16 protein-coding genes are annotated in these 24,003 nt (G+C 64.4%); 8 read left to right on the top strand and 8 right to left on the bottom strand.

All coding sequences use genetic code 11. From position 1 onward, the window contains the following. Window positions 1-288 precede the first annotated feature (288 nt). Window positions 289-1,389 carry a helix-turn-helix transcriptional regulator gene (locus QE389_RS03130; RefSeq protein WP_307364576.1) on the bottom strand — a complete coding sequence of 367 codons (1,101 nt, stop codon included), beginning with the start codon at window positions 1,387-1,389 and terminating at the stop codon, window positions 289-291. A 538-nt stretch (window positions 1,390-1,927) separates the two neighbouring features. On the opposite strand from QE389_RS03130, the gene QE389_RS03135 reads away from it, so the two are divergent. From QE389_RS03135 to QE389_RS03155, 5 genes are all read left to right on the top strand, one after another. After that, a complete protein-coding gene (locus QE389_RS03135; RefSeq protein ID WP_307364578.1) occupies window positions 1,928-2,500 on the top strand; it encodes an RNA polymerase sigma factor in 573 nt (190 codons plus the stop codon). Beyond that, window positions 2,475-3,446 (top strand): FecR domain-containing protein, encoded by a 972-nt coding sequence (locus QE389_RS03140; RefSeq protein ID WP_307364579.1) that lies wholly within the window; start codon window positions 2,475-2,477, stop codon window positions 3,444-3,446. Before QE389_RS03135 ends, QE389_RS03140 begins: the two co-directional genes overlap by 26 nt. A gap of 107 nt (window positions 3,447-3,553) precedes the next feature. Then, window positions 3,554-6,226: a TonB-dependent receptor gene (locus QE389_RS03145; protein ID WP_307364581.1), complete on the top strand. Its 2,673-nt coding sequence runs from the start codon at window positions 3,554-3,556 to the stop codon at window positions 6,224-6,226. A gap of 55 nt (window positions 6,227-6,281) precedes the next feature. Next, window positions 6,282-8,909 carry a S9 family peptidase gene (locus QE389_RS03150; RefSeq protein ID WP_307364583.1) on the top strand — a complete coding sequence of 876 codons (2,628 nt, stop codon included), beginning with the start codon at window positions 6,282-6,284 and terminating at the stop codon, window positions 8,907-8,909. 243 nt (window positions 8,910-9,152) lie between these two features. Next, window positions 9,153-9,650 carry an RNA polymerase sigma factor gene (locus QE389_RS03155; protein ID WP_307364585.1) on the top strand — a complete coding sequence of 166 codons (498 nt, stop codon included), beginning with the start codon at window positions 9,153-9,155 and terminating at the stop codon, window positions 9,648-9,650. On the opposite strand, the gene QE389_RS03160 is transcribed toward QE389_RS03155, so the two are convergent. The 7 genes from QE389_RS03160 to QE389_RS03190 all read right to left on the bottom strand — a co-directional run bounded on the left by QE389_RS03160 (window position 9,553) and on the right by QE389_RS03190 (window position 19,967). Continuing rightward, entirely contained in the window at window positions 9,553-11,586 is a 2,034-nt protein-coding gene (locus tag QE389_RS03160) for a TonB-dependent receptor (protein WP_307364587.1), read from the bottom strand. The two genes, QE389_RS03155 and QE389_RS03160, sit on opposite strands and share 98 nt — an antisense overlap. Window positions 11,587-11,687: 101 nt before the next feature. Then, window positions 11,688-12,650 (bottom strand): FecR family protein, encoded by a 963-nt coding sequence (locus QE389_RS03165; RefSeq protein ID WP_307364589.1) that lies wholly within the window; start codon window positions 12,648-12,650, stop codon window positions 11,688-11,690. Beyond that, on the bottom strand, window positions 12,628-13,266 hold the full coding sequence (locus tag QE389_RS03170) for a sigma-70 family RNA polymerase sigma factor (protein WP_307364591.1): 639 nt from the start codon (window positions 13,264-13,266) through the stop codon (window positions 12,628-12,630). The genes QE389_RS03165 and QE389_RS03170 overlap by 23 nt, the downstream gene beginning before the upstream one ends. A gap of 242 nt (window positions 13,267-13,508) precedes the next feature. Next, window positions 13,509-15,602 (bottom strand): prolyl oligopeptidase family serine peptidase, encoded by a 2,094-nt coding sequence (locus QE389_RS03175; RefSeq protein WP_307364593.1) that lies wholly within the window; start codon window positions 15,600-15,602, stop codon window positions 13,509-13,511. Between the two features lie 140 nt (window positions 15,603-15,742). Next, entirely contained in the window at window positions 15,743-18,319 is a 2,577-nt protein-coding gene (locus QE389_RS03180) for a TonB-dependent receptor (RefSeq protein WP_307364595.1), read from the bottom strand. Window positions 18,320-18,402: 83 nt separating this feature from the next. Beyond that, window positions 18,403-19,422 carry a FecR family protein gene (locus QE389_RS03185; protein WP_307364597.1) on the bottom strand — a complete coding sequence of 340 codons (1,020 nt, stop codon included), beginning with the start codon at window positions 19,420-19,422 and terminating at the stop codon, window positions 18,403-18,405. After that, the gene (locus QE389_RS03190; RefSeq protein WP_307364599.1) at window positions 19,419-19,967 is read right to left on the bottom strand and encodes an RNA polymerase sigma factor; all 549 of its coding nucleotides are present in this window, start codon (window positions 19,965-19,967) and stop codon (window positions 19,419-19,421) included. Before QE389_RS03190 ends, QE389_RS03185 begins: the two co-directional genes overlap by 4 nt. A gap of 531 nt (window positions 19,968-20,498) precedes the next feature. On the opposite strand from QE389_RS03190, the gene QE389_RS03195 reads away from it, so the two are divergent. The 3 genes from QE389_RS03195 (at window position 20,499) to QE389_RS03205 (ending at window position 23,860) form a co-directional block, all read left to right on the top strand. Next, the gene (locus tag QE389_RS03195; protein ID WP_307364601.1) at window positions 20,499-21,497 is read left to right on the top strand and encodes an ArdC family protein; all 999 of its coding nucleotides are present in this window, start codon (window positions 20,499-20,501) and stop codon (window positions 21,495-21,497) included. A 27-nt stretch (window positions 21,498-21,524) separates the two neighbouring features. Next, window positions 21,525-21,980 (top strand): DUF2958 domain-containing protein, encoded by a 456-nt coding sequence (locus QE389_RS03200; RefSeq protein WP_373458333.1) that lies wholly within the window; start codon window positions 21,525-21,527, stop codon window positions 21,978-21,980. 95 nt (window positions 21,981-22,075) lie between these two features. Next, window positions 22,076-23,860 carry a ParB N-terminal domain-containing protein gene (locus QE389_RS03205; protein WP_307364602.1) on the top strand — a complete coding sequence of 595 codons (1,785 nt, stop codon included), beginning with the start codon at window positions 22,076-22,078 and terminating at the stop codon, window positions 23,858-23,860. Window positions 23,861-24,003: the final 143 nt, after the last annotated feature.

Genomic DNA, 24,003 nt, shown 5'->3' on the forward strand with positions numbered 1-24,003 from the left:
GCGTCCCAAGGCGACCGCGCGTCCAAGCTGTCCTGTCGGGCCCCCGCCTCCTCCGCCATCCGTTCGGCTGATAAGGCCGTGTCTCGCCCCCCCTGGAAGAAGCGGATCAGATGGGCCAGGTCCTTGACCGCCCCCGTGGCGGCGAGATCTGTCGGGTATCGACGTTGAGCAGACCAGATCGGGCTCCGCCAGTCCCAAAGCCAAGATTATCCCGCCGTTCCCCGATCATCCGGGCGCTTCGCCCAACAGCCTTGAACTACGCAAGACTTTGCGGCTCCTGTCCAGAACTCACAGTCGCGCCAGCAAGGCGACCAGCTCGATCTGGCTGTTCACCTCGCACTTCTCGTAGATTCGACGGATGTGGGTGCGCACCGTGCCGACCCGCACCTGCAGGCCCTCGGCGATGGCCTGCGGGCCCTGGCCATCGGCCAGGCGCGCGGCCACGACCGCCTCGGCGGGGGTGAGGCCGAACAGGTCCCGGCCTGCCGCCACGCATCGGCTCTCACGTTCCGGCGCCGCGCGAACTATGACCATGGCCGCGCCCCGGTGATGCAGGGCGTAGGCGGCAGGAGCGGGATGCACCTCGACCAGCAGCGGGTCCTTTCCGTCCCGGTTTCGCAGGACCACCGGCCGCTGGGGCGGGCCGTCGAGACCGACGTTCGCCGCAACACCAAGCGCCGCCTGAAGTCGAACGGCGTCCCCATCCCTCGCGGCGGTCAAGGAGCCGCGTCGAACCAGAAGACGGGAATCGCCGCTCAGAAAATCATCAGCCGCGCCTGATTGATCGAGCACGCGGCCATGCCTATTACAGACGATGACGACCAGGGACAGGGCATCCAATAATCCCGAGGCCAAGCGCCAGCTCTGCGCGCCTATGGCCAACTGGGTTCGCACAGCAGTTCTGGCGTGAAGGGTGATCTTGGCGAAGGCCCGCTTCTGTTCGCTGCTAACGTTGCCGTTCGCGGTGTTCCGCATCAAGGCCAGCCCGATCAGCACCTCGTCTTGTCTGCGCAGCGGCGATAGGCAGCAAAAAGCCAGATCGTATCGATCTAACCACTGACCGTACTCAGGATAAAGGCGGGCATCAAGCGCGCTGGAGAAGGCCGTCTCATCGAACACAGCCAGTTCGGGCGCCGAGGCACCTACGCGAACGCGCGAGTTTATGCGCGGATCTCCCCCACCGGAGAGGACGAACTCATCGGCCGCTTCTGGTGCCAATCCGACCATCCAGTTGAAGGGTACGGCGGCGTCGTTTCCGAAACCGACCAGTTGTGCACCCATCGATCCGGTTACTTCGGCAAGGGTTATCAGCGCGTCGATCCACGGCGTTTCGCCAAAGCCCGCGCTGTGAATGGCGCCGATGGCGACCCGAACCTCGTCTTCCGTCACGCCGTCCCCCAGATTGCACGCCTTCCCCGGCCGTCAACATAACGGTGCTTTTTCCGTCTCTACAAATTTGAAAACGCGCCGTCGGACACAGGCCGCCAGGGGGTGCTAGAGCAACAATGGGAAGCCGCCGGTCTAACTTGCCCTTGGGGACGTTGGGGTCGCTCGGATTTGAACGCTCACGGTGGGGCGAGGCCTGCGACCCGAACGGCAAGGCCAGGTGGGTCAAGCGATGTTCCCGCTCGCCAGAAGCGATGCAGACTGCCATTTCAACTATAAGGCCGCCGCCCCGAACGACGGAGGTCACATCCGTCTGGCGGCGATGACGCGCCTTGTGGCGGTGCGAACTTCCCTGCGGCGTTGTTTCCCTGCCATGAGCGTTTTCGGTGAGCAATCATGGAGCATCCTTCTGTTGAATGTCATGAGCACGAGACAGTTCGTCCCGCTCAGCCCGCAGAAAAATGTGCGGCGGCCTAAGGAGACTCGTCTGCCGTTCGTCTAAGCTTTGACAGAGTTCGGCCGGAGCCGGACGGCGAGGCCGATGATGGATGATCACCGCCGCAAGATCGTGCGTTGGGTGGGGACGGAGGTCATGCCCCATGAGCGTGGCGTCCGTCTTTGGCTTACGCGATCCGGCGTGCCCGAAGGCGATGTCGATGACTTGATTCAGGAAGCCTACTGCCGCATGTCCGCGCTCGACAGCGTCGATCATATCGCCAGGCCGGACTCCTACTTCTTCCAGATCGCGCGCAATCTGTTGATCGAGCAGGTGAGGCGATCCCGGATCATCCGTTTCGAGACCGCCGCCGCCCTCGAAAACCTGTCGGACGACGACCACGCTTCGCCGGAGCGGATCACCGCGGGCCGGCGCGAACTCGAACGGGTCCAGGGCTTGATCTCCGGCCTGCCGGAGCGATGTCGTCGGATCTTCGAGCTGAGGAAGATTCACGGTCTGTCACAAAAAGAAATCGCCGCCCGTCTGGGCGTCACAGAGAGCGTGGTCGAGAACGACGGCGCGAAGGGCCTTCGATTGATCCTGAAGGGCCTGCGCCAAGCCGAGCATTCGCGCCAGGACAAGGACTATGCTGATGAGCAAGCGCGAAACAGCCGATGAAATCGAGGCGGACGCCGCCCGTTGGGTGCTGCGTCTGGACGCCGACGGCGGCGCGGCGGAAACCCGCCAAGCCCTGGAGGATTGGCTGGATGGCGACGCCCGGCGGCGCGGCGCATTCCTGCAGGCGGAAGCCGCCTGGGCCTTGCTGGACCCCGTATGCAGCATCGGAGCCCTGGAGGATGCGGGAGCGTCTCCTGAACCCGAGGCCTCGCCGCTGCCGTCCCGCGGCATGCCGCGTCGTCGTCTGCTGGCGGGCGCCGGAGGCCTTCTGGCGGCCAGCCTGGGGGCAGGTTTCTTCTGGCTGGGGCGCGGCGACGACTATCACACCGCGCTCGGCGAGATCCGACGGGTGCCTCTGAAGGATGGATCCGTCGCCGCCATCAACACCGATAGCCGCATCAAGGTCGCGCTGGCTGATAGGGAGCGAGCGGTGTCCGTCGATCAAGGCGAGGCCTGGTTCCAGGTGGCCAAGGACGCTTCCCGGCCCTTCATCGTTTCCGCGGGACCGGCGCGGGTGAGGGCAGTCGGGACGGCCTTCTCCGTGCGGCGACATCCCGACGGCGCGGAGGTGCTCGTCACCGAAGGCGTGGTCGAGGCCTGGCGCGAGGGCGGGGCCGAGCCTCCGATGCGTCTGGTCGCGGGAGACCGGGCGGTGATCGCCGACGATGCGCCGCCCCAAAAAGCGTCGCCGGCGCCTTCGGAGGTCGATCGGCGTCTGGCCTGGCGCGCGGGTCGGATCGACCTGGAAGGCGAGGCGCTGGCGCAGGCCGCCGAAGAGTTCAACCGCTACAACAGTCGTCAGATCGTCGTGGCCCCGACCCTGGCTTCGGAACAGTTGTATGGCGTGTTTCGCACCGACGATCCCGAAGGGTTCGCCCGAGCGGTGCAGGCCAGCCTCGGCGCCCGCATCGATCTGTCCGATGCGCAGACCATAAGGATCGGATGAGCGGCGGACGCAGGAATTCCGCGCGCGGGTCGAAGGAAAGTCATTGGCCGCTCGTCTGGTGATCGGGGGGCCGCATGGCGCGGCCTGTGATGCAGACGGGGGATAGGATGCACACTTTCAGACATGCGCTTCTGGGCGCGGCGGCGATCAGCGCGACCTTGGCGGCGGCGCCCGCCTGGGCCCAGACCAAGAGCTTCGACGTGCCGGCTCAGCCGGCGGCCTCGGGCGTCGCCGCCCTTGCGCGCCAGGCCGATGTGCAGATCCTGATTTCGGCGACGGACGCGCGGGGGCGGTCGGTCAACGCCGTGCGCGGCGCCTATCCGGTTTCAGAGGCCATCGAACGTCTCTTGGCGGGCACGGGTCTGTCGGCCCGGCTGACGGGCCCCCAGACCTGGGTGGTCACGGCCGCGGGAAACGCCCAAGTCGCTCCTGCAAGCACAACCCAGGTTGAGGAAGTCGTCGTCACGGGCACCCGGATCCGAGGCATGGCGCCCGAAAGTTCGCCGGTGCAGGTTTTTGATCGCGCCGATCTGGAAGCCTCAGGCGCGACCACGACCGAGCAATTCATCCGGCAACTGCCCCAGAATTTCGGGGGCGGATCGACGGAATTTTCCTCGGCGAGAGGGGTGCCGAATGACGTGAACTCCGCCAGCAACTTAGGCGATGGCACCGGCGCTAATCTGCGCGGCCTGGGATCCAGAGGTACGCTGACGCTGCTCGATGGACACCGGTTGGCGCCGTCGTCCTTCATCGGCGACTTCGTCGATCTGTCCATGATCCCAGCCTCCGCGATCCAGCGGGTCGAGGTTCTGACCGACGGCGCCTCCGCCCTGTACGGTGCGGACGCCGTGGCCGGAGTGATGAATTTCATGCTGCGGAAGGATTTCGACGGATCGGAGACGGCCGTCCGTTACGGCAACGATTCCCGCGGCGCCTATCCGGAGTATCGTTTCAGTCAGACCCTGGGTAAATCCTGGTCGAGCGGCAATGTCCTGGCCGCCTACGAACTCTACGACCGCGATCATCTGGCCCTGGCGGATCGCCCATTCTTGCCGGGATTTCCCGCTGGCGGACTGACCAGGGAGCAGGCTCGGGAATGGCTGGATCTGACACCTTCGCAACATCGCCAGAGTGGTGTTATCGTCGCCAATCAATCCCTTACGCCGCGACTAAGGATCGGCTTCTCCGGCCTCTATTCCGATCGGAAAAGCGATCGGCAATATTATCAATCCAGCAATTCGACGGCCTACCGGCAAACCAACGCTGCAGACTCAAAAACGCTATCGACCAACCTCGGCCTGACCTATGATCTGACTTCGTCCTGGAATGTGAAGTTCGACACGAGCTACAGCGCTGTCGATTATCGATCGGACTATAGGTATTTCACGACAGCTTCGCCCACTCCCATTCTCTACGACATGTCTTCCAAGCTGCTATCCTTCGATATGCAGGCCTCAGGAGATCTTATCGGTGTGTTCGGTGGCATGGCGAAGGCCGCCATCGGGACGCATTTTAGAAGAGAGGATTTCTTCGCTCAGTCTGGGTCGTCTGGAAAAGCCCCTTCGATCTTTGCAGATGGCGCGCGCGAGGTATCGGCCATCTTCGGCGAATTGCTTATTCCTCTCGTCGGTCCCCAAAATGCACTTCCTGGCGTCAAGCGCCTGGACCTGAATATCGCCAGCCGACGCGAGGACTACTCGGACTTCGGCTCAAGCACTAATGCCAAAGTCGGCGTTCTTTGGTCTCCGATAGACGGTGTAAAGCTGCGAGGATCCTACGGTACCTCCTTCGCCCCTCCTGCTCTTGGCCGTGCATTCGACCAAGGGGCGGCCGCCTCGGTCAGTGGTTACGCCGGGATCATGCGCGCCTTGGGACAAACGCCGCTGCCCGCATTGGCTTCGGTGAATTCCCTGGCAATTGGAGGGACAGACCCCAATCTAAAGCCCGAAACCTCTTCCACTTTGACGATCGGGACCGATTACGAACGTAGGAGTGAAGCAAGTTTCTGGAAAACGAGCATCACCTATTATGCAATCGACTTCCGAAATCGCCTTGGACGGACGCCAATACCTGGAAATATTCATTACATTGCAGCCGCAAATCTGGCCTACACAAACCCCGATCTATTTCCAACAGGCGTCTTCATATTCAACCCGACCACTGATCAAATCGCGTCGGCGATGAGCGCGGTCCACCAGCCGGTCAGTTACTACTTCGGGGCAAGTTCTCTATCAAACATAGGGATCGTCAACACCGCTTTGGTTGTCAGAAACCTGGCCTCGGTAGCGACAAGCGGGCTCGACATAAGTTCGAAATATTCGAGAGAATTCGCGATCGGCGAGGTAACGGTCGGCTTGAACCTGAACTACATCCTGAAATTTGATCAGCAGGCCGCCTCGACGACCGCCAAGGTCAGCACGCTGAACACCCTCTACAATCCTGTGGACCTTCAGTTGCGAGGAAATCTTGGTTGGCGAAAGGGTGGTTTGAGCGCCAACCTCTTCGTCAATTACATCGACGCCTATCGCGTCACTGACGCCGCTGATTCAGCAAAGATTGATTCCTGGACGACGGCGGACTTGTCCTTGTCCTACCGAATTCCCGACGCATCGCCCGTGTGGCTTAGGGGCGTGGCCGTCAATCTCTCTGTCACGAACGCCTTGAACGAAAAGCCTCCGGCCGTCCCCGCGGATGCGGGATACCGCCTTCCCGGCCTCGACCCGACGAATGCGACACCGTTGGGGCGGCTGTTCGCCGTCGAGCTTCGCAAAACCTTCTGAGTTCCTCGGGGCGGTTTCGGCCGTCCCCAACCTCGGCCTCATCTAGGAAATCATCATGTCCAGCCTCCTGCTGCGTCGTCTGGCGACGACGCTGTCCGTTCTGCTGCTCGTTCCTCCGGTCGCGACCGCGGAGACGGCGGCATCTGCTCCAAGTGGGGCAGCATCGACCCGCCATCCTCTTTCCATCGACGACATGATGCACCTGGAGGGTCTGGGCGCGGCCGCCGTTGGTCCGTCAGGCCGTTGGCTGGTGTACGAACGGCTTCGTCCCTACGACCAGTCCGACGACTACAGTTTCCGCACTTATGCGTTTGCAAAGACCGGCCATCAACTCTGGCTCTATGACCTGAGAGATGGCGGTGCACCGCGTTTGCTGCCGGGGCTGGATCCGACTCCATACTCCTATATCCAGGAGTTCTCGGCCTCGGGTCGCTATTTGGCGGTTATGCAGTACCGTCTCGGCGACTTGACTCTCGGCGCCTATGACATGGCCGAACACAGGTTCGTTCACTTCCCCCAGACGCCCGCCTTCAGCCGGGACGGAGCGCACAATCCGGTCTGGGCGTCGGATCGGGAGATGATCTTCGCCGCCTTACCGGAAGGACAACGGTCGGAGCTGACGAGCGTGCGGGCCGAAACGGGCCGGGTGCTGAGCCAGGCCTGGCGCGACGCCTGGCGCGGCGATGTCGTCACGGCCAACGAGGTTCGGGCGCCTGCGGCGGACGCCACCGACCATATCGAAGCCGGACGCCTGATGCGGGCCGACGTTCAGAGCGGTCGCACCACGGTGATGGCAGAGGGGCTCTACGCCGACCTGCGTGTCTCGCCTGACCATCGCTTCCTTGCTGCCTTGGCCATGTCCCAGCCAGGACCGACGGATCCAAACAGCCTGATGCTGGACGATCCGAGGCGCTATCGTCTGGAGGTGTTCGACATCGCCTCAGGTGACAAACGGAATCTGGCGCCGGACCTCGAAGTCTTTCCCTACACCACGACGTGGTCGTCGGACGGACGACGCTTGGCCGTCTACGCCTGGCGCAAGGGGCAAAACCCGCGTGAGGGCTGGTTCGTCGTCATAGACGTAAAGAGCGGCGCTCAGACGACCTACAATCATACAGGGCTGGATTTGGTCTCCGAACGCGAACGCGGATGGTTGTCGAGGCCGGAAAGGGTCGCGTTCCTGGGTGATCGGTTGGCCGTCTTCGCTCGTCGGATTCCGGATGGGCAGGATCAAGCCCCACGGTTCACCCCGGCCGACTTCCCCGCCACCAATAACTTGAGAGCCGACTGGTATGCTCTGTCGGCAGACGGCACCTCGACCAATCTAACTACAGGGCTCCCGAATGTCTCGCGCGTGCCGCCCCACGCCGGTTTCGACACAATCACGGTCGTGGCCGATGACGGCGTCTATCGCCTGTTCAAGGACGGAACCCGAAAAAAGCTTAGCCCCGACCTGCCGGGCGTTTACCGCTTTGGCGTTTCCGGCACCTTCACCACCCACGACAGCGTCTTCCGCCCTGACTTCGGTGACGAAGCGGTCTTCAGCGTCAAGGACGGCGTCTCTGCGGCACAAATCGTTCTCGTCGATATGCGTCAGGGGCATGAAGGTCAGTTTCGCGTGATCGATGCCCCCTCGGCCGACGCCGTCCCTCTGGCCGGGTCCCTGGCGGCCAACGCGGTGGCGTTTCGAGCCGAAGAGGGGGCCGCGTCTGTTCTCTTTGCCACGAAAGCTGACGCCGGCGCCGAACCCGTGAAAGAGATCGCGCGCATCAATACGGCTTTAAAAGATGTGTCGCTGGGAGACTGGCGCACGGTCTCCTATGCGGTAGAGGGCGCGGACGGAAATGCGACGACCATGACCGTCGAGAGCTGCGTCCTCATGCCGCCGGGCTTCAAGGCTGGCGACCCGCCGCCACCCCTTATCGTCGAAGTCTATCCAGCGACGCGCCCACGGTGTGATGGCGGCGGTATAAAGATTCCGCCTTATACCGTGCTATGGTCGCCGTATCTTTGGGCTGGGCGGGGTTACGCCTACGCAAAGCTCAGCACGCCGCGCGGACGTCTGAAAACCGAGGCCGGCCCCATCGACGGCATGCCCGCCTTGGTCGATGCGGGCGTGTCCGCCATCGTCGCCGAAGGCTTGGCCGATCCGAACCGACTGGCGCTCGTGGGTTACAGCCAAGGGGGCGTCTCATCCCTGTTCACCGCAGCCCACCTGCATCGGTTCAAAGCGATCACTGCCATGAACAGTTGGGCGGATCTGTTTAGCCACTATTTCGGATCGAACGGCATATACTCTACGACCTATGGGAAATACTTCAATAATGCGTCCGCCTATGACGCTCCGGTGGGGGGTGACTTCTCCATGGGGCGGACAGCGTTCGACGACCCAATGGTCTATCTGAACAATAGCCCGGTCTTCCTGGCGCCCCGGATCACAACCCCTGTCATGCTGATCCATTCCGACATGGACAGTTTCCCCATGTATCAGTTTGATGAAATGTACGGGGCTCTTCTGCGCGCCGGAAAGGACGCACGGTATGTCCGATACTGGGGCGAGGGTCACGGCCCCTCGTCGCCCGCCAACATCCGCGACATGTGGGCGCGCTTCGACGCCTTCCTTGCAGAAACTGGCGTAGCGCCCACGGAGGCAGAGCGTCGCAGAACGCAAACTCTGCCCTGAGCTTGAAGGGTGGTCCATACCGATATCGGCGCGCGATGTGCGGAAAGGGGAGAATAGGATCGCGCTCGGGGGCCTGTCAGAAGACTGACGGAAACAGGGCTCGCCATGGTGCGGGCCCACGCCCATGACGAAGCGCGTGCCGAATTTTCCGAGGACGGCGTGGCAACGGCTGTAGGTTTCGCTTCCTCGTGCGTCATGTAGGATTCCTGTGCGGCTGGCGGCCGCCACCACTCGGGGATCATTATGGGCGCGCCCGCCGGACATGACCTTTCGGAGATCAGTCGACGGCTTCGTCCGGGCCTGATGGCCTTTTTCCTGCGCCGCGTGCGCGACCATGCCGAGGCCGAGGATTTGACGCAGGAAGTGTTCGCGCGGCTGACGGCTTCGGAGATGGTGGGGACGAAGGATCCCGAAGCCTACATGTTTCGCGTCGCCGCCAACCTTTTGGCGGACCGCGGGCGGCGGGCCAAGGTTCGGGCTACCTACAACCGGGGCTTGGCCGTCACGGAGGACATCGGCGTCGAGACGCTCGACCCCGAACGCTTCCTGGCCGGCAAGGAGGCGATCGACCGGATCGAGGCTGCTCTGAGCGACCTGCCCGAGCGGACGCGGGCCATCTTCCTGCTATTCAGGTTGGAGGGTGTCAGACGGCGCGAAATCGCCTGGCACCGTCGTAGGCGACACCGGCGCGGTTCACGAATACGCCGTAGGCCAGCTTGTCGGCAGTTTGAGCCGCCGTAGGATTCCAGGTCACGTAAGGCGCGTAGGTCGTGTCCGACAAGGCTCTGGATATGACCGGAATCGGAACAGCGATCCGATCAGCGTAATCGATGTCGAAATAGCTGAGGTCCACCGTCAGACCGGGCAAGGCGGCGGGATGATAACCCACCGACGCCGTCCAGGTGCGCGCCCGCTCCGGCTCCAGAGGTTCCGCACTTCCGTTGCGGGACGCGAGAACCAGCGAGCCGCTGGCGCAGGTGGTGCAGCCCAGTTGAGCGGCCGTGTAGAGGTAGGTGTATTTGTCGAGATTCTGCTGAACGAGCGTACCCATCTTGAACGATCGTCCCCAGGTCGCCTTCAGTGTGAAGTCGGCGCTGGGGTCGTAAAGGACGCCCAGCCTGGGCGTCGTCACATCGCCATAGGTATCATAGTCCTCGAACCTTCCGGCTGCGGTAAAGGCCAGTCGCCGCAGGCCGGGTCGGCTGTTCTCAGCGCCGACGACGGGGAGGGAGAATTCGGCATAGGCGAAGCGGCTGCCTTGCCGCCCATGGATGGTGTCGGTGTTGAATTCGTCAGTCCGTTGTCCCCCGCCGACAGCGAGGCGCAGATTATACTGACCCAGTTTGAGCAAGGGGCCTTCCGCGCCCAGATCCCAGGTCCGGCTGTCGTTAAAGTACCTGCCGGTAACAGCCGTCCCTGCGACGCCGAGCACATAAGGCGTCTGTTCGTATCGGTAGTGATTTTCGCTCCAGGTCGCGCCCAGTGTGGCCAACCAATCCTGCGGCAGGGCCACGGACAGACTGGGGGCGATCAAGGTCGCCTCATCTTTGCGAGCCTCGCGGTAGTAGGGCGAACCGGTCGATGAACTCGTAAACACCGTCTTCAAATCGCGGTCGGTTTTGGCGGCGTCGAGCTTGAATTCGAATCCCATCGGCAGCGCCTGATGGAGGCTGATCAGGGCGCTTTGCGTTTCGCTTGGATTATAGATGAGATTTGGATCGTATTGCGATTGGGTGACATGGCGTTGATCGGCAAAAATGCCCGATCGATCAGAGTTATAGTATGTGGCCATCACGCCGCCAGAGCCCCAGGTCGTGCCGCCGGTTGCGCTGTAATCGTGACGCACTAGCCCGCCTTGGGTGGCTTCGCCGTAGAGGGCGTCGATGGTCAGGCCCTGGAAATCACGTTTCAGAACCACGTTCGCCACACCGCCGACGGCGTCCGAACCATAGATGGCTGACGCACCGTCTGGCACGATATCCAGGCGTGCGACTGCGGCGATGGGAATGAAGCTGATGTCGATCGCTTGCCCGGTGCCGTTATAGGCCAAGCGGCGGCCATTCAGCAGGGTCAGGCTGGCGTCGGCGCCCAAACCCCGAAGGTTCAATGAGGAAGCGCCGGTATAGTCCGCGTTCAAGCCGCCGGCCAGCGCGCCGATGACGCCGGGGTTCTGCCCGCCTCGAAAGTTCTGAGGAATGCTGCGGATCACCTCGCCGAGGTCGGTAAAGCCCTCCTCGTTAAACTGTTTCTCGCTGATCGTAATCCGGGGAGAGGCGACTTCGCCGCCCCGAATCCGCGTCCCCGTGACCACGACTTCCTCAACCTGGGTTGCGCCGCCGGTGAGGGCGGCTTGGCCCTGGGGGCCGGCGGCCCTGCGCAGGACGATCACCGATCCGTTGTCTGAGGCGATCTCCAGCCCCGTCCCTTGCAGCAGTCGCGACAGGGCCTGGCGGGCGTCCATCGCCCCTTGCAGCGGGCGCGTCTTGACGCCGCGCAGTTGGTCGGTCGGCGCCGTGATCTGGACGCCGGCCTGGAGGCCGTACTGGCCGATCGCCGTCGCCGCATCCTGGGCCGGGATGTCGAAGGTGCGCTGCTGGGCCAGGGCCTGGGTGGCGAGGCCGAGCGCCATTATGGCCGCGCCGCATCCCAGCAGCGCCTTGCGCGTCGTGAAGGTCATGTGAGTTCCCCATAACGGTCCCCCCGTGGGCCGTTCATTGAGGAAGTCGAGCGACCTGGGGATTCCCGCCAACCGCCGGCGAAAAATCCGACCGGCCCTCATCAGCGCGTGACCAGAACCTGGCCCTCGCGCACCTCGGCGCGCGCCTCCAGGCTGCCCGCCACCGCCTGGGCGAAGCCGACGGGATCGTTGGCGTCGAACACGCCCGCCACGCCGCTGCCGGCCAGGACGGGATCGGAAACGACGATGCGGGTGTCGCTGTAGCGGACGAACTGGGCCGCCGCCGCCGACAGGCTCTCGCCGGCGAAGACCAGCCGGCCTTCGCGCCAGGCCAGTTCGCGGTTCACCTCGGTTGGCTCGACTTTGGCGATCACGGCTGGGGAGGCGGCGTCGGCGACCACGGCGCGGGTATTGGCCGCCAGCCGCATCGGCAGCTGCGTCGGCGCCTTGGGTCGGACCATCTCGACCACGCCCTCGCGCACCAGCACCTTGACCGGCCGGCCCGCGCCGCCGGTGACGGTGAAACTGGTGCCGACCGCGCGAACATCGACGCCGCCTGTCCGAACGATGAAGGGGCGCGCCGCGTCCTTGGCCACGTCGAACAGCGCTTCGCCGTCCGCCAGGCGGATGAGGCGCTGAGTCTCGGAGTAACGAACCTCCAGGCGCGTGGCGGTATTGAGGGTGACGATGGATCCGTCCTCCAGGGCGACGACGCGCTTCTCGCCCTTGCGGGTCACATAGCGACCCTGGCGATCCAGCCCGAACCAGACCCCCGCCCCGACGACAGAGGCGGCGATGGCGCCCCCGCCGACCAACCACTGGCGCCGGGTCAGGCCGCTCGCCGGCGTCCGGCGCGCCCAGGCCGCGCCCGTCGCGTTTGAGTCCTCGGTCTCCGTGCCGACCAGGACGGCGGTCATCCGCATGTAGGCTCCGGCGCGCCGGGAATCGCCCTCCAGCCAGGCGGCCAGTTCGGCGGCCTCGGCGTCGGTCAGACCCCGATCCGCGCGCGCCGCCCAGTCGGCGGCGGTCCGGTTGATGGCGTCAGCGGTCTCGGGCAGGGTCATCACGTCTCGGATTCAGGTTTCGCGTCTTAGTCGAGCGAGCCGGCGTGTTTCCGCCATCCTCCCAGGACTGGGCGATCAAATAGACCCCGCGCGCCATGCGTTTCTCGATGGTGCTCTCCGAAAGGCCAAGCCGGTGGGAGACCTCCCTCTGGCTCAGGCCTTCGAGCCTTCGAAGCCGGAAAACCTCGGCGACGCGAGGCGGCAGTTGGGCGAAGACACGCGCCAGACGCTTCACTTCGTCTCGGTGCAGCACCACCGTCTCCGGCGAAGGATCGACCGACGCGGCCCCGGCCGCGTCCAGGTCGTCCACCCCATGCATCGGCACGACCGTCTGGCGGCGGATGTAGTCGGTCATCACGCCGGACGCCATGCGGAACATATAGCTGCGCGGGTTGTGGATGTGGTCGATGCAAGCGAGCGCCGCCAGTCGGGCGTAAATCTCCTGAACGATGTCGTCGGCCTCGAAGCCGACGGGCGCGCGTCGTTGCAGGGCGCGACGCAGTTCGGCTTCGTGCGGCAGGATGTTCTGTGAGATCCAGCGCGCACGTTCCCGGTGGGCCGCGGCGGCGTCCCGTCGCGGCGCGTCACGATTCTCCGCGCCCGTCTCCTGTTCCACGCGCATTCCTTGGGTTGAGAGGTCAAATCTCTCATGGACGACGCCGTTTCGGAAAGAGCTGGGCGGGGCGGCCAGAGCGAATTTCCGGCGACGCCGCCGAAACCGGCCCTTAACCCGCCATTATGCGACGAGACGGCCGCACCTTGACTATTTTCGGCCTCCGCCTAGCGGAAAATCGTCGCTCGTTCGACGCGCTACTCCGATCGGCCCTCTCCCCGCGTGCATCGCGCCGCGGTCAACCGTCAAGGGCGCGCTTGTCGCTGAAGCCTATCAGCTTCAAACGCGCCCTTCATGCGTCGCCACCGCTCATATTGAGGCCGTTTCTCCGGCGACGTGTCTTCCTTGCCGAGCAGCCAGAAGTCGAACCAGTCGATGTTCTCCTGCATCGCCGCCAGCCGGTTTGACGGAATGTGGAAGAGGTGGGTTTCGTCGGCAGCCAAGCTTTCTCCCGGATACAAGGTGATCTGTGCGGGGACACCAGCTTCTCGGAGTGCTGCGTGGAGTTGGATGGCTCCAGCACGTGGTTCGGCAACCTGCTGCAAGACGGCCCCAGTAGATTCTGCGGCACGGAATGTTGGCGAAAGGCGAAGATAATTCTCGAGTGCCCGTGTATCGAAAGGCGATCCACCGTAAACTCGGTTATAGGCAACAGGATTTGATGGTATGGTGTAATAGCTTCCCGGTTCCAGATACCCGCCGTCTCCACTAGATGCAGCCTTAAACAACTTGGACTGCGTCATCGCGACATTCACCATCTGCGAACCGCGACTGTAACCGGCAATTCCCACGCGACTAGAATCGACGACGCCCGCCTGAGCCATTTCTTCTATAGCGTCCTCGAAACTGAACACTCCATTGCGCCACACCAAATCCTGGACGACCTTGGGGTCCGTCTCTCTTCGACCGGCCCAACCGTCATAGGCGGCTCTTAAGTCGGCGCTTTGACCGGCGGTCGGGTCATTCATGGCCAGAACCACATACCCGCGCTCGGCCAACGCCTGGATCGGATAATCCCATTGGAAGCCTTGATCCACGAACCTCTCATCCGCATCGCTGCCGTGCGTGACAATGACGGCAGGGTATCGTCGACCCGGCTCATAGGTTCGCGGGTAAACGACAAATCCCGTGCTGAAATAGCCCAGTCGATTGGTCCAGACACGGGGTTCGACGGTTAAGGGCTCGATTTCCGACTGCTTCGACGCCAGCGGCATTATCGACGTCGCTGACGCCGTGACCGGATCTATGCTCACCAATTCCGGCGGCGTCGTCATGCCTTCGTGGACGCACACGCCTGCCGTCGCCGTCTCGTTAAAATCGCAATGGGTCAGGCTGCCGGATATCTGAATCTGTCGTCCGCCAGTATCGGCTTCCAGCACAAGCAATCCGTAGCGGGGATGGCTGATGTCTCGCACGCCGACTATGGCTCGACCACCGTTCAAAGACGCCCAATGGCCCGACGCAGGGGGATCGTCGAGAACGAAATCGACGGGTCCAAAGGTCTTAACCGTTCCGTCAACCGCGACTTCCTCAAGTCGGCGTTCGGGGCCGAAGCCCGAAGTTTTAAGCCGTCCTCCACTGGGGCCGAGCGCAGGTTGGCCAAAGGGATGGGTCGGCGCTTCCGCTAGGCGGCTTGTTCTCCCTGTTTCACCATTCCAGGCGTAGGCGGCGTAGTGCGGCCCGCCCGTTCCATCTTGCTCCTCCGTGACATAGGAGGGCGCTTCGCCATTCCATGTGACGTTGCCGGCATAGTAGAGGGCGATACGATCGAGAGCCGGACGCTCGGCTATCAGAATATCTCGGCCCTCCGTCACCAGTCGATACTCGATGAAGGCCGGCACGACCCAACGCCGCCGCCAACCCGCAAGCCAAGCGGCATCATCGATCAAAGGCTTTCGGTCGTCAGGCGCGGCGCGGACGCGCGCATACCACAGGCTTTGCCCGCTCGGCGACCATGCATAACCGAGGATGCCGACCCGACGCGGGGCGTCGGAGGCATTGGAGGCGAACGCGCCGTCGACTTGACCGAACGGGAGCGTGACCGGTGCTTGAACCAACGGCGTGATCTGTCCACCCGGATCGATGCGATAGAGTTGGACACCGTGGCCCCGATCGGCCAGCACGCTCCAGGCGTCGGACGCCGGAATGGATTTTACATCCTCGATCCAATCGGCCCGCAACAGTATGCGATCAATCCGAGAGTCGAGATCGACCTGATGCAACGTCGAGATTTTTCGGTCGGAGGCCATGTCGGCTTGGCGTGCGACATAAACAGCCGTCTTGCCGTCTGATGAAAGTACGAGACCGGCGATCTCAGGGGTCGTGATGATGTCGTTCAAGGTCCAGGCGCGTCCGCGATGGACGTAAGGCGGCGACGGCATGCCTGCCGGTGCTTCCCAGGCCTTTCCAGAGGCCGTGGAAGCAAGGCAGGCTGTTGCAGCGGTCAATAGGCCGGCCGCTGCAACAACCCCTAGCTTCATCACCATGATTTGGTGATGGACACGCCAAGAAAACGGCCGATGGCCGAGTAGTTCGTTGTGTCGTAAGGCGCGGACAAGACGGAAGAGGTGTAGACGTTTTCAGGTCTTGCGTTGAAGACGTTCAGCGCGCTGAAGCTGAAATCGACATCATCGCGTATTTTCAGGTGTCCGGTGAGGTCCAGGGTCGTGACGGAACTCACGTGAAGCTGGGTTGAGCGCCGCCTGTCTGTCGTTCCGCCTATATAGCTCGCATAGGCCGCCAAGGTAAGATTTCCCTGTTGGAGCACGGCCCCCGAACGAGCACGCAGATGCGGAGAACGAAAGACGTTTCCTGCCAGTCCAACCGTTGAAAGACCCTCCTTCAACTCCTGTTCGGATTCCAGGTAACTTGCTGAACCGGACAATGTCAGGCTGCGATCTTCCTCCGCGAGGAAGCGATATCTGACCGAAGCATCCACGCCGCGATAGTTCTCGCGCGCCACGTTTCGGTTGCGGTTGTCGACGATCGCAACAACCTTGGCTGGGTCGTAAGCGGCGTTGATCAAGCTTTGAAGGCCGAAGGCGCTGTTTGACACATAGCTCCCGATTTGTGTCACCGTTGGACTGAAGATCGTGATGTCGGCGTAAAGCGGATTGGTGAGAACGCCGGTGTATGATGTCAGCGGCGCGGTGATCCTGTCTTTGTAGTCGACGCTGAAGACACTCAAGGACACATCCAAGCCGTCAAGAAAAGGCGGGGAATACTCGGCTGTGAGCGTAAGGTTTTCCGACCTCTCAGGCTTGAGATCCGAATTCCCTCCGGAAACGGAAATGTAGGTCGCGCCGGTAGGGAAGGTGGAACCATATCCAGATACGGCGCGCAGAAGCGTCGTCTGATTTGAGTAGAGTTGATAGAAAGTCGGCGCATGGAACGATCGTCCCCATGACGCCTTCAATCGAATGTCCGACAGGCGGTAGCTTATCCCGACTTTCGGAGTAACGACATCTTCGATGGCAGTGTAGTTTTCGTAGCGAAGCGCGCCCGTGATGGAGAGGTTGTCTGCAAATGGAAGCTTCATTTCTGGCGAAACGAGCGGAACGAAAACCTCACCGTAGGCGAAGTAGTTATCCAGTCCATCATCAAACGCTTGTATGATGGCGCTGTTGGATTGAGTTAGTGCATCGAGCCCCGTGGTCCTGTAGCCCGCGCCCAGGGCAAGGCGGGATCGACCACCGGGCACCGTCGCTAAGGGACCTTCGCCGCCGACTTCAAGAGAACGCGATCGGTTGTCGTAGTCAGTGGTCGATACTGTCGGCGTGGAAGGCGCGTAATAGTTCGTTCCGGTGATGGCGGCGTTGTCGAACCCATAGGTCGCCGCTACGAAGGACGTCCAATCGCCCGGCAGTTGAAGTTCGACTCTGGGCGCGATGGTCAGTGCCTCGACATCGGTCGAGGTGACATAGCCGTTCAGCAGCAAAGGCGTGGTGACGCTGAAGGCGTTCTGGCTGAGTTTGTGGCCGTTCTTGTAAGTGACGTCGAGCGACGTCTTGATCGCCGAGGTCAACTGCTGGGTAAGACTCAGGATCGCGCTGTGGCGCATATTCTCGGCATAAAGCACGCTCTCAGGCGGCATGGCTTCCGTGTAGGCGCGTTGAGCAGCGAAGATCGGCTCGGATTTGAAATAGTCGTAGGCGGCCAATACGCCGCCTCCCGTCCAGGTCCGTCCTCCCACGACATTATACTGATGCTGGGCGCCGCCGCCGTCAGTCGTGTCCCCATAGCGCGCGCTTGCGGTTACTCCGTCGTAGTCGCGCCGTAGGATGACGTTTGCGACGCCCGCCACCGCATCCGAGCCATACAGAGCGGAGGCCCCATCAGTAAGAATTTCGATGCGGCTGACGGCGGCGGCGGGGATTGCGCTGATGTCGGCGGCGGCATTCACGCCGTTGTAGCTCAGCCTGTTACCGTTGAGCAGAGTGAGGGTCGCGTCCGCGCCCATCCCACGCAAGTTCAGGAATGATGCTCCGGTCAGATCGGCATTGAAAGGGTTCCCGCCTTGCGATGCAGCAACGCCGGGGTTCTGGCCGCCATTGTAATTTTGCGTCAGGCTCCGAATTGCTTCACCGAGGTCAGATTGACCGGCGTTCTTCATGTCCTCGTTTGTGACGGTGATGACCGGCGCGGACGGCGGCGCTCCCCTGATCCGGCTACCCGTGACGACGATATCCTCAACGCGAGCGACCCCGCTGCCGCCCTGATCGGCGGCCAGGTCCTGGGGGCCGTCGGCCCTCATGATCATGAGGGTGCCGTTCTCCGAACGGCGGGCGACCAGACCCGTGCCGGCGAGAAGGCGGGCCAGGGCTACATCGGAGGAGAACGCGCCTTGCAGCGCAGGGGCGGTCTTGCCTCGCACAAGGGCGTCGGTGAAAACGATCTGTTCGCCGGAAACGCGGGCGAACTGGCGAAGGCTGCTCGCCAACGGCTCGGCCGGAATGCTGTAGGTTCGGTCCTGCGCCTGCGCGGCCGCGGCGAGGCCAAGCGCGATCGCCAGCGCCGAAGCACCGGCCCGGATGTTGCGCGTAATCCTGATGGTCATCCTATCCCCCTGGCTGGCCCCTAAATGGCTTCCAGAAGTTCAAGCCGTCCGGGGACGGGCGAGTCGTAATGAAATCGTCGCGGTCAGCGGTCGGGCTGAAGCGTGACGCCGCCATCCGCATCAGGCACCGCGCGCACCGGCAGATAGACCCCCATCGTCTGGACGAAGCCCGCCACGTCGCCCGTGTCGAACACGCCGCTGATACGCAAGCCCGCGACCTGGGGCGCGACCCGCACCGGATGGGCGGCGTAGCGGCTGATGCGCTCGGCCACGCTCCCCAGCGGCTCATTGTCGAACATGAGCTGCCCCGTCTCCCAGGCCGTAACCCGTTCCACGCTGGCGGCCGTGACGACCGGCGACGCGGCCGGCGCGGCCGTGAACGCCTCGCCCGGATTGAGCCGAACGCCTCGGGATGGCGCGCTCAACGCGGTCCTGACCGGCGGTTCATCGTCGTCGTTCAGGATCACGACCTGGCCGTGAAGCAATGTCACCCGAACCGTCCGGCCCAGCATATCGACGTTGAACGCCGTGCCGACCGCGACCACGGTCCGGCCGGCCGCCGCTACGGAGAATGGTCGCCGGACATCCCGCGCCACGTCGAACCGTGCCTGGCCGCGGACGAGGGTCAGCTTGCGGGCCTCGCCCGCATAGCGCACTCGAACCTCGCTGTTCGAATCCAGCGACACCTTCGACCCGTCAGGAAGCGGGATCACCCGTCGCTCGCCGAGGGTCGTACGATAGACATCCGGTCGCTGAGCCAGCCAGATCACTCCGCCGCCGCTGGCGCCCAGCAGCACGGCGATCAGAAAGCCCGCCGCGAGCGGCTGCAACCAGCGTCGGCGATCCACCGGCCGACGGCGCCCCTGGCGCTCTGCCGCCGCCAGCGCCTTGCGCCGGATCGTCATCAGGTCCGGCGAATGCGAGACGGCGCTGTCATCCAGAAAGGCCCACACGTCTTCCGTGTCCGCCCAGGCTGCTGCATGGGCCGGATCAGCTGCGATCCAGGCTTCGAACGCCGCGCTGCTTTCGAGGCCGGCGTCCTTGAGGCGCGCCCGCCAGGTCATCGCCTCTCTCAGCCGATCGTCGGGGAGGGGCGTGCTCATCGCGTCAGCGCCCGCAAACGTTTGTTGAGGTGCAGGCCGGCCTTCACGATCTCTTTCTCGACGGTGCTCTTGCTGACCCCGAACAGGGCGGCGATGTCGCGCTGCTTCATGTTTTCCAGCCGGAACAGGACATAGATGGTTCGGGTGCGCTCGCCCAGTTCGTCCAGCGCGCGCGTCACCGCCGCGATGCGTTCGCGGGCCAGCACCAGCCGCTCGGGATCGCCGGTCTCGACGAACTCCAGCGTGACGGGGCTGACCGGGCCTGTATCGACATTGGCCAGCAAGGCGTCGCGCCGTCTCCGCGACATGCGATAGCGATCGTTGAGAAGGCCCCCGGCGATCGTGAACAGCAGCGCGCCGGGATCATCGACCTTGTCGCGCTCGGCGGCGGCCAACAGCTTGACGAAGGCGTCCTGGGTCAAATCTTCGGCGGCGGCCGGATCGTTCAGACGGCGCAGGAAGAAGGCATGGAGAGGCGCTCGGAACCGCGAATGCAGGTCCGTCAGGGGTGACGGCGGGTTCGACGAACCTTCTTGCGGCAGCACGGCGCAAGCTCCGGTGACAGGTTGGAGACGACGCTGACCCCGCAGACCGCCAACGGTCAAGGGTTCAGAAAAAACATCCCACAAGCGCGAATTGGTCTTACGACTCCACGCCTCCAAGACGGCTTTTCTAGATAGGCCGGAGCAAGCCGCGTTGCCGACACGAACCGGCCCGCTCGTCATGATCTGAGTCTTCTCGATGATTTATAAGGGGAAGGCCTTCCCCTGAGCGCGAGCCCGCGGGCGGTCTCGCGCCACCCCTTCCAGCGGGGGGCTGCGCCCCCCGTCTCGGTCGCCGCGCGTCGCGCGGCGGCTCTTTTCGGTTTGGCCTCTCCCGTGCGCGGGTTGTGGCCGGCGCTCCCTTCTGGACGCGCCCCGGCGTCCGCCAAGCCGGCCTGCGGCCGGCTCCTCCACTGCGTTGCGGCCCTTCGGGTGGCGCCCGCCTCGCAGGCGCGCCCGGCGGGTCGCAGTCGCCGCCCACCCCCCGCTTCGGGGAGAGGCCGTGGGGTTTTGGGGCGGGAATGGAGGAACCGTATGCGACAGACTTCCGACCGCCGCGTCCGTGGAGAGGGGAGGGGGCGGGCTTCGCCCGCCGCCCCGGCGCGCGACGACGCCCCCAAGGCCAGCCTCTATGACGAGGTGACGGCCAGGATCGTCGCCCAGCTCGAGGCGGGCGTCTTTCCATGGGTCCAGCCCTGGGGCCGACCCGGCGGGGCCGCCCCCGGCCTGCCAAGGAACGCCGCCACCGGGCGACGCTATTCGGGCGTCAACATCCTGCTGTTGTGGGGCGCGGTCATCGCCCACGGCTACCCCTCGCAGGACTGGCTCACCTTCAAACAGGCGCTCGCCGCGGGCGGCGCCGTCCGCAAGGGCGAGCGCGGAACCACCGTCGTCTACGCCGACCGCTTCACCCCTGAAGCCGAGAAGGAGCGCGCCCGCGAGCGTGGCGAGGACGCCCGCGTCGTGCCCTTCCTCAAGCGCTTCACCGTCTTCAACCTCGCCCAATGCGAGGGTTTCGGCCGGCTCGCTCCCGAACCATCGCCCCTGCCTGAACGCCGCGCCGTCCCCGCCGCCGAGGCGCTGATCAAGGCGACCGGCGCGGACTTCCGCATCGGCGGCGACCGGGCCTTCTACGCCCCCGGTCCCGACTACGTCCAAGTCCCGCCGCAACCGGCCTTTCATGATCAGATCAACTATTACCGCACGGCGCTGCACGAACTGACCCACTGGACCGGCCATCCGACCCGGCTCCACCGCGACCTCTCGGGCGGGTTCGGATCGGACGCCTACGCCCGCGAGGAACTGGCGGCGGAAATGGGCGCGGCCTTCCTGTGCGCCGCCCTCGGCATCGTTCCGACCGTCCGCCATGCCGACTATCTGGCGAACTGGCTCGCCGTCCTGCGCGCCGACAATCGCGCCATCTTCCGCGCCGCCAGCCAAGCCTCCAAGGCCGCCGATTTCCTCATGGCCTTCGCGCCCGATCCAGACGCCGAAGCCGCGCGCGTCGGGGAAGCGGCGAGGATCGCCGCATGATCCTCCTGACCCCCGAACTGCATCCTCCTGACCCCCGAACTGCGCGCCGCCCTGCGCGCCAACGCCGACGCCCACCGCGACGCTCAGTGCGAAGGGCGGGCCGAACCCGACCCCAAGCCGGTCGTGAAATTCTTCAACCCGGCGGGCGGGGCCACATGGCTCGCCACCGAACTGGACGCGGACGGCGACACCCTCTTCGGGCTGGCGGACCTCGGGTTCGGCCAACCCGAACTCGGATCGTTCAGCCTGTCCGAACTGGCGGGCGTCCGCCTGCCGTTCGGCCTCGGCATCGAACGCGACCTGTTGTTCGAGACCCCCTTTTCCCTCTCGGTCTGGGCCGCATGGTCGCGGCGCGCCGGGTCGATCCTGTGGGCCGAGCGCCTGTTGCACCGGGCGACCCGCGAGGGCGGCCCCACCCCTGATGATGGAGGCCCCGAAGATCGAGACCCCGAGATTCCGACCGCCGATCCCGGCGGCGGATGAGCGCGCGGCTCTTTCCGCGCAAATCCCGGCCCCGCCCGTCTTCCGCAGGAACGATCGAACGGACGGGGCCGGTCCACTCCAAGGAGTAGACCACCATGCAACTCGCAAACATCGACCTTGGCAAGCTCAGCGTCTCCACGCTGAACATGCGCCACGGCAAGACCGCCCCGGACGTGTCCGACATCCTGCCCTCCATCCGGGCGCGCGGCGTCCTCGTCCCCCTGCTGGTGCGCCCGTCCGGCGAAGACGAAACCTTCGAGATCGTCGCCGGTCGCCGCCGCTATTTCGCCTCTCGCACCCTTCTCGAAGAGAGCGGCGAGGTCGATCCGCTGCCGTGCGCCATCATGGAGCCGGGCGACGACGCGGCGGCGCTGGAAGCCTCCCTGATCGAGAACCTCGCCCGGCTCGATCCCGACGCCGTCACCCAATGGGAAACCTTCACCCGCCTCGTCAAACAGGGCCGCACCATCGAGGACATCGGCCGGACCTTCGGCCTGACCGATCTCTATGTCCGGCGCATCCTCGCCCTCGGCAATCTCCAGCCCCGCATCCGCGCCCTCTATGCGGCGGACAAGATCGACGCCCGCACGGTGCGGTGCCTCACGCTCGCCAGCAAGACCCAGCAAAAGGACTGGCTCGCCCTCCATGACGATCCCGAACAATACGCCCCGACCGGCGCGTCGTTGAAGGCGTGGCTGTTCGGCGGCCAGTCGATCCCGACCAAGGTCGCCCTCTTCGACCTCGACGCCTATCCGGGCCGGATCAAGACCGACCTGTTCGGAGAGGACGGCTATTTCGAGGACGCCGACCTGTTCTGGACCTGCCAGAACGAGGCGGTCGCCGCCTTGCGCGACCGCTATCTCGAAGACGGCTGGACCGCCGTCGAGGTGATGGACGTGGGCGATTATTTCCACGGCTACGAATACGAGAAGACGCCCAAGGCGAAGGGCGGCAAGGTCTTCATCGCCGTCAGCGCGCGGGGCGAGGTGACGATCCACGAGGGCTATCTGTCGGGCAAGGAGGCCCGCAAGGCGCGCGCCGCCGCCGCCAAGGCCGAGGCGGAAGCGTCAGGCCAGTCCGTCGCCGCCTTCGGCAAGCCCGAGGTGACAAGCACGATGCAGACCTATCTCGACCTGCATCGTCATGCCGCCGTCCGCGCCGTCCTGACGGACCATCCGGGCGTCGCCTTGCGGCTCATGGTCGCCCACGCCATCGCCGGCTCGTCGCTCTGGAGCGTCAAGGTCGAGGGCCCGTCCGTCCGCAACGAGGCCGTGGCGGAAAGCGTCGAAACCTGCCCCGCCGAAACCGCCTTCGACGCCAAGCGCCGCGCGGTCCTCGCCCTGCTGGGCTTCGGCCCCGACGATCCCACAGTGGCGCGCGGCGGCTTTGGCGAGACCCCGACCGTCGAGGTCTTCGCCCGCCTGATCCCGCTTCCCGACGACGCGGTGATGGCCGTCGCCGCCGTGGTCATGGGCGAAACCCTGGCGGCGGGCGGGCCGCTCGTCGAGGCGGTGGGCGCCTATCTCAAGGTGGACATGGGCCAGTGGTGGACCCCCGATCCGGTCTTCTTCGACCTGATCCGCGACCGCCCCGTCGCCAACGCCCTCCTGAAGGACGTGGGCGGCAAGCGGGTCGCGGACGCCAATGTCTCGGACAAGGTGAAGACGCAAAAGGCCATCGTCCGCGACTTCCTCGACGGCACCAACGACCGGCCCAAGGTCGAGCGCTGGACCCCGAAATGGCTCGCTTTCCCGCCCGCCCGATACACCGACCGGGTCTTCCCTCCGGTCGAACGGTGGGCGGGCGTCAAGGCCGTGGTCCGACGCCTGCCCCCGCCTGAGGCGCCGGCGCCCCAGCCCTACGTCCTCGCGGCGGAGTAGCTGCCGGACGGGCGGCGGCGCGACCGCCACCCCGTCTTTTTCCTGGCGCGCCTTCAGGCGTCAGCGCGGGAAAAATCGCGCGCCGCCCGCGCCCCTTGCGGGGTTGCGGGCGGCGCATTTTTCCGTTCCCTCCTGGCCTTTGT

The organism is Brevundimonas sp. SORGH_AS_0993 (assembly GCF_030818545.1).
GTDB lineage: Bacteria > Pseudomonadota > Alphaproteobacteria > Caulobacterales > Caulobacteraceae > Brevundimonas.

What these genes read in the sequence shown, in the direction of transcription:
- QE389_RS03135 (WP_307364578.1), top strand. Translation starts at nt 1,928, where the DNA reads ATGATGGATGATCACCGCCGCAAGATCGTGCGTTGGGTGGGGACGGAG.
- QE389_RS03140 (WP_307364579.1), top strand. Translation starts at nt 2,475, where the DNA reads ATGAGCAAGCGCGAAACAGCCGATGAAATCGAGGCGGACGCCGCCCGT.
- QE389_RS03145 (WP_307364581.1), top strand. Translation starts at nt 3,554, where the DNA reads ATGCACACTTTCAGACATGCGCTTCTGGGCGCGGCGGCGATCAGCGCG.
- QE389_RS03150 (WP_307364583.1), top strand. Translation starts at nt 6,282, where the DNA reads ATGTCCAGCCTCCTGCTGCGTCGTCTGGCGACGACGCTGTCCGTTCTG.
- QE389_RS03155 (WP_307364585.1), top strand. Translation starts at nt 9,153, where the DNA reads ATGGGCGCGCCCGCCGGACATGACCTTTCGGAGATCAGTCGACGGCTT.
- QE389_RS03160 (WP_307364587.1), bottom strand. Translation starts at nt 11,586, where the DNA reads ATGACCTTCACGACGCGCAAGGCGCTGCTGGGATGCGGCGCGGCCATA.
- QE389_RS03165 (WP_307364589.1), bottom strand. Translation starts at nt 12,650, where the DNA reads ATGACCCTGCCCGAGACCGCTGACGCCATCAACCGGACCGCCGCCGAC.
- QE389_RS03180 (WP_307364595.1), bottom strand. Translation starts at nt 18,319, where the DNA reads ATGACCATCAGGATTACGCGCAACATCCGGGCCGGTGCTTCGGCGCTG.
- QE389_RS03185 (WP_307364597.1), bottom strand. Translation starts at nt 19,422, where the DNA reads ATGAGCACGCCCCTCCCCGACGATCGGCTGAGAGAGGCGATGACCTGG.
- QE389_RS03195 (WP_307364601.1), top strand. Translation starts at nt 20,499, where the DNA reads ATGCGACAGACTTCCGACCGCCGCGTCCGTGGAGAGGGGAGGGGGCGG.
- QE389_RS03205 (WP_307364602.1), top strand. Translation starts at nt 22,076, where the DNA reads ATGCAACTCGCAAACATCGACCTTGGCAAGCTCAGCGTCTCCACGCTG.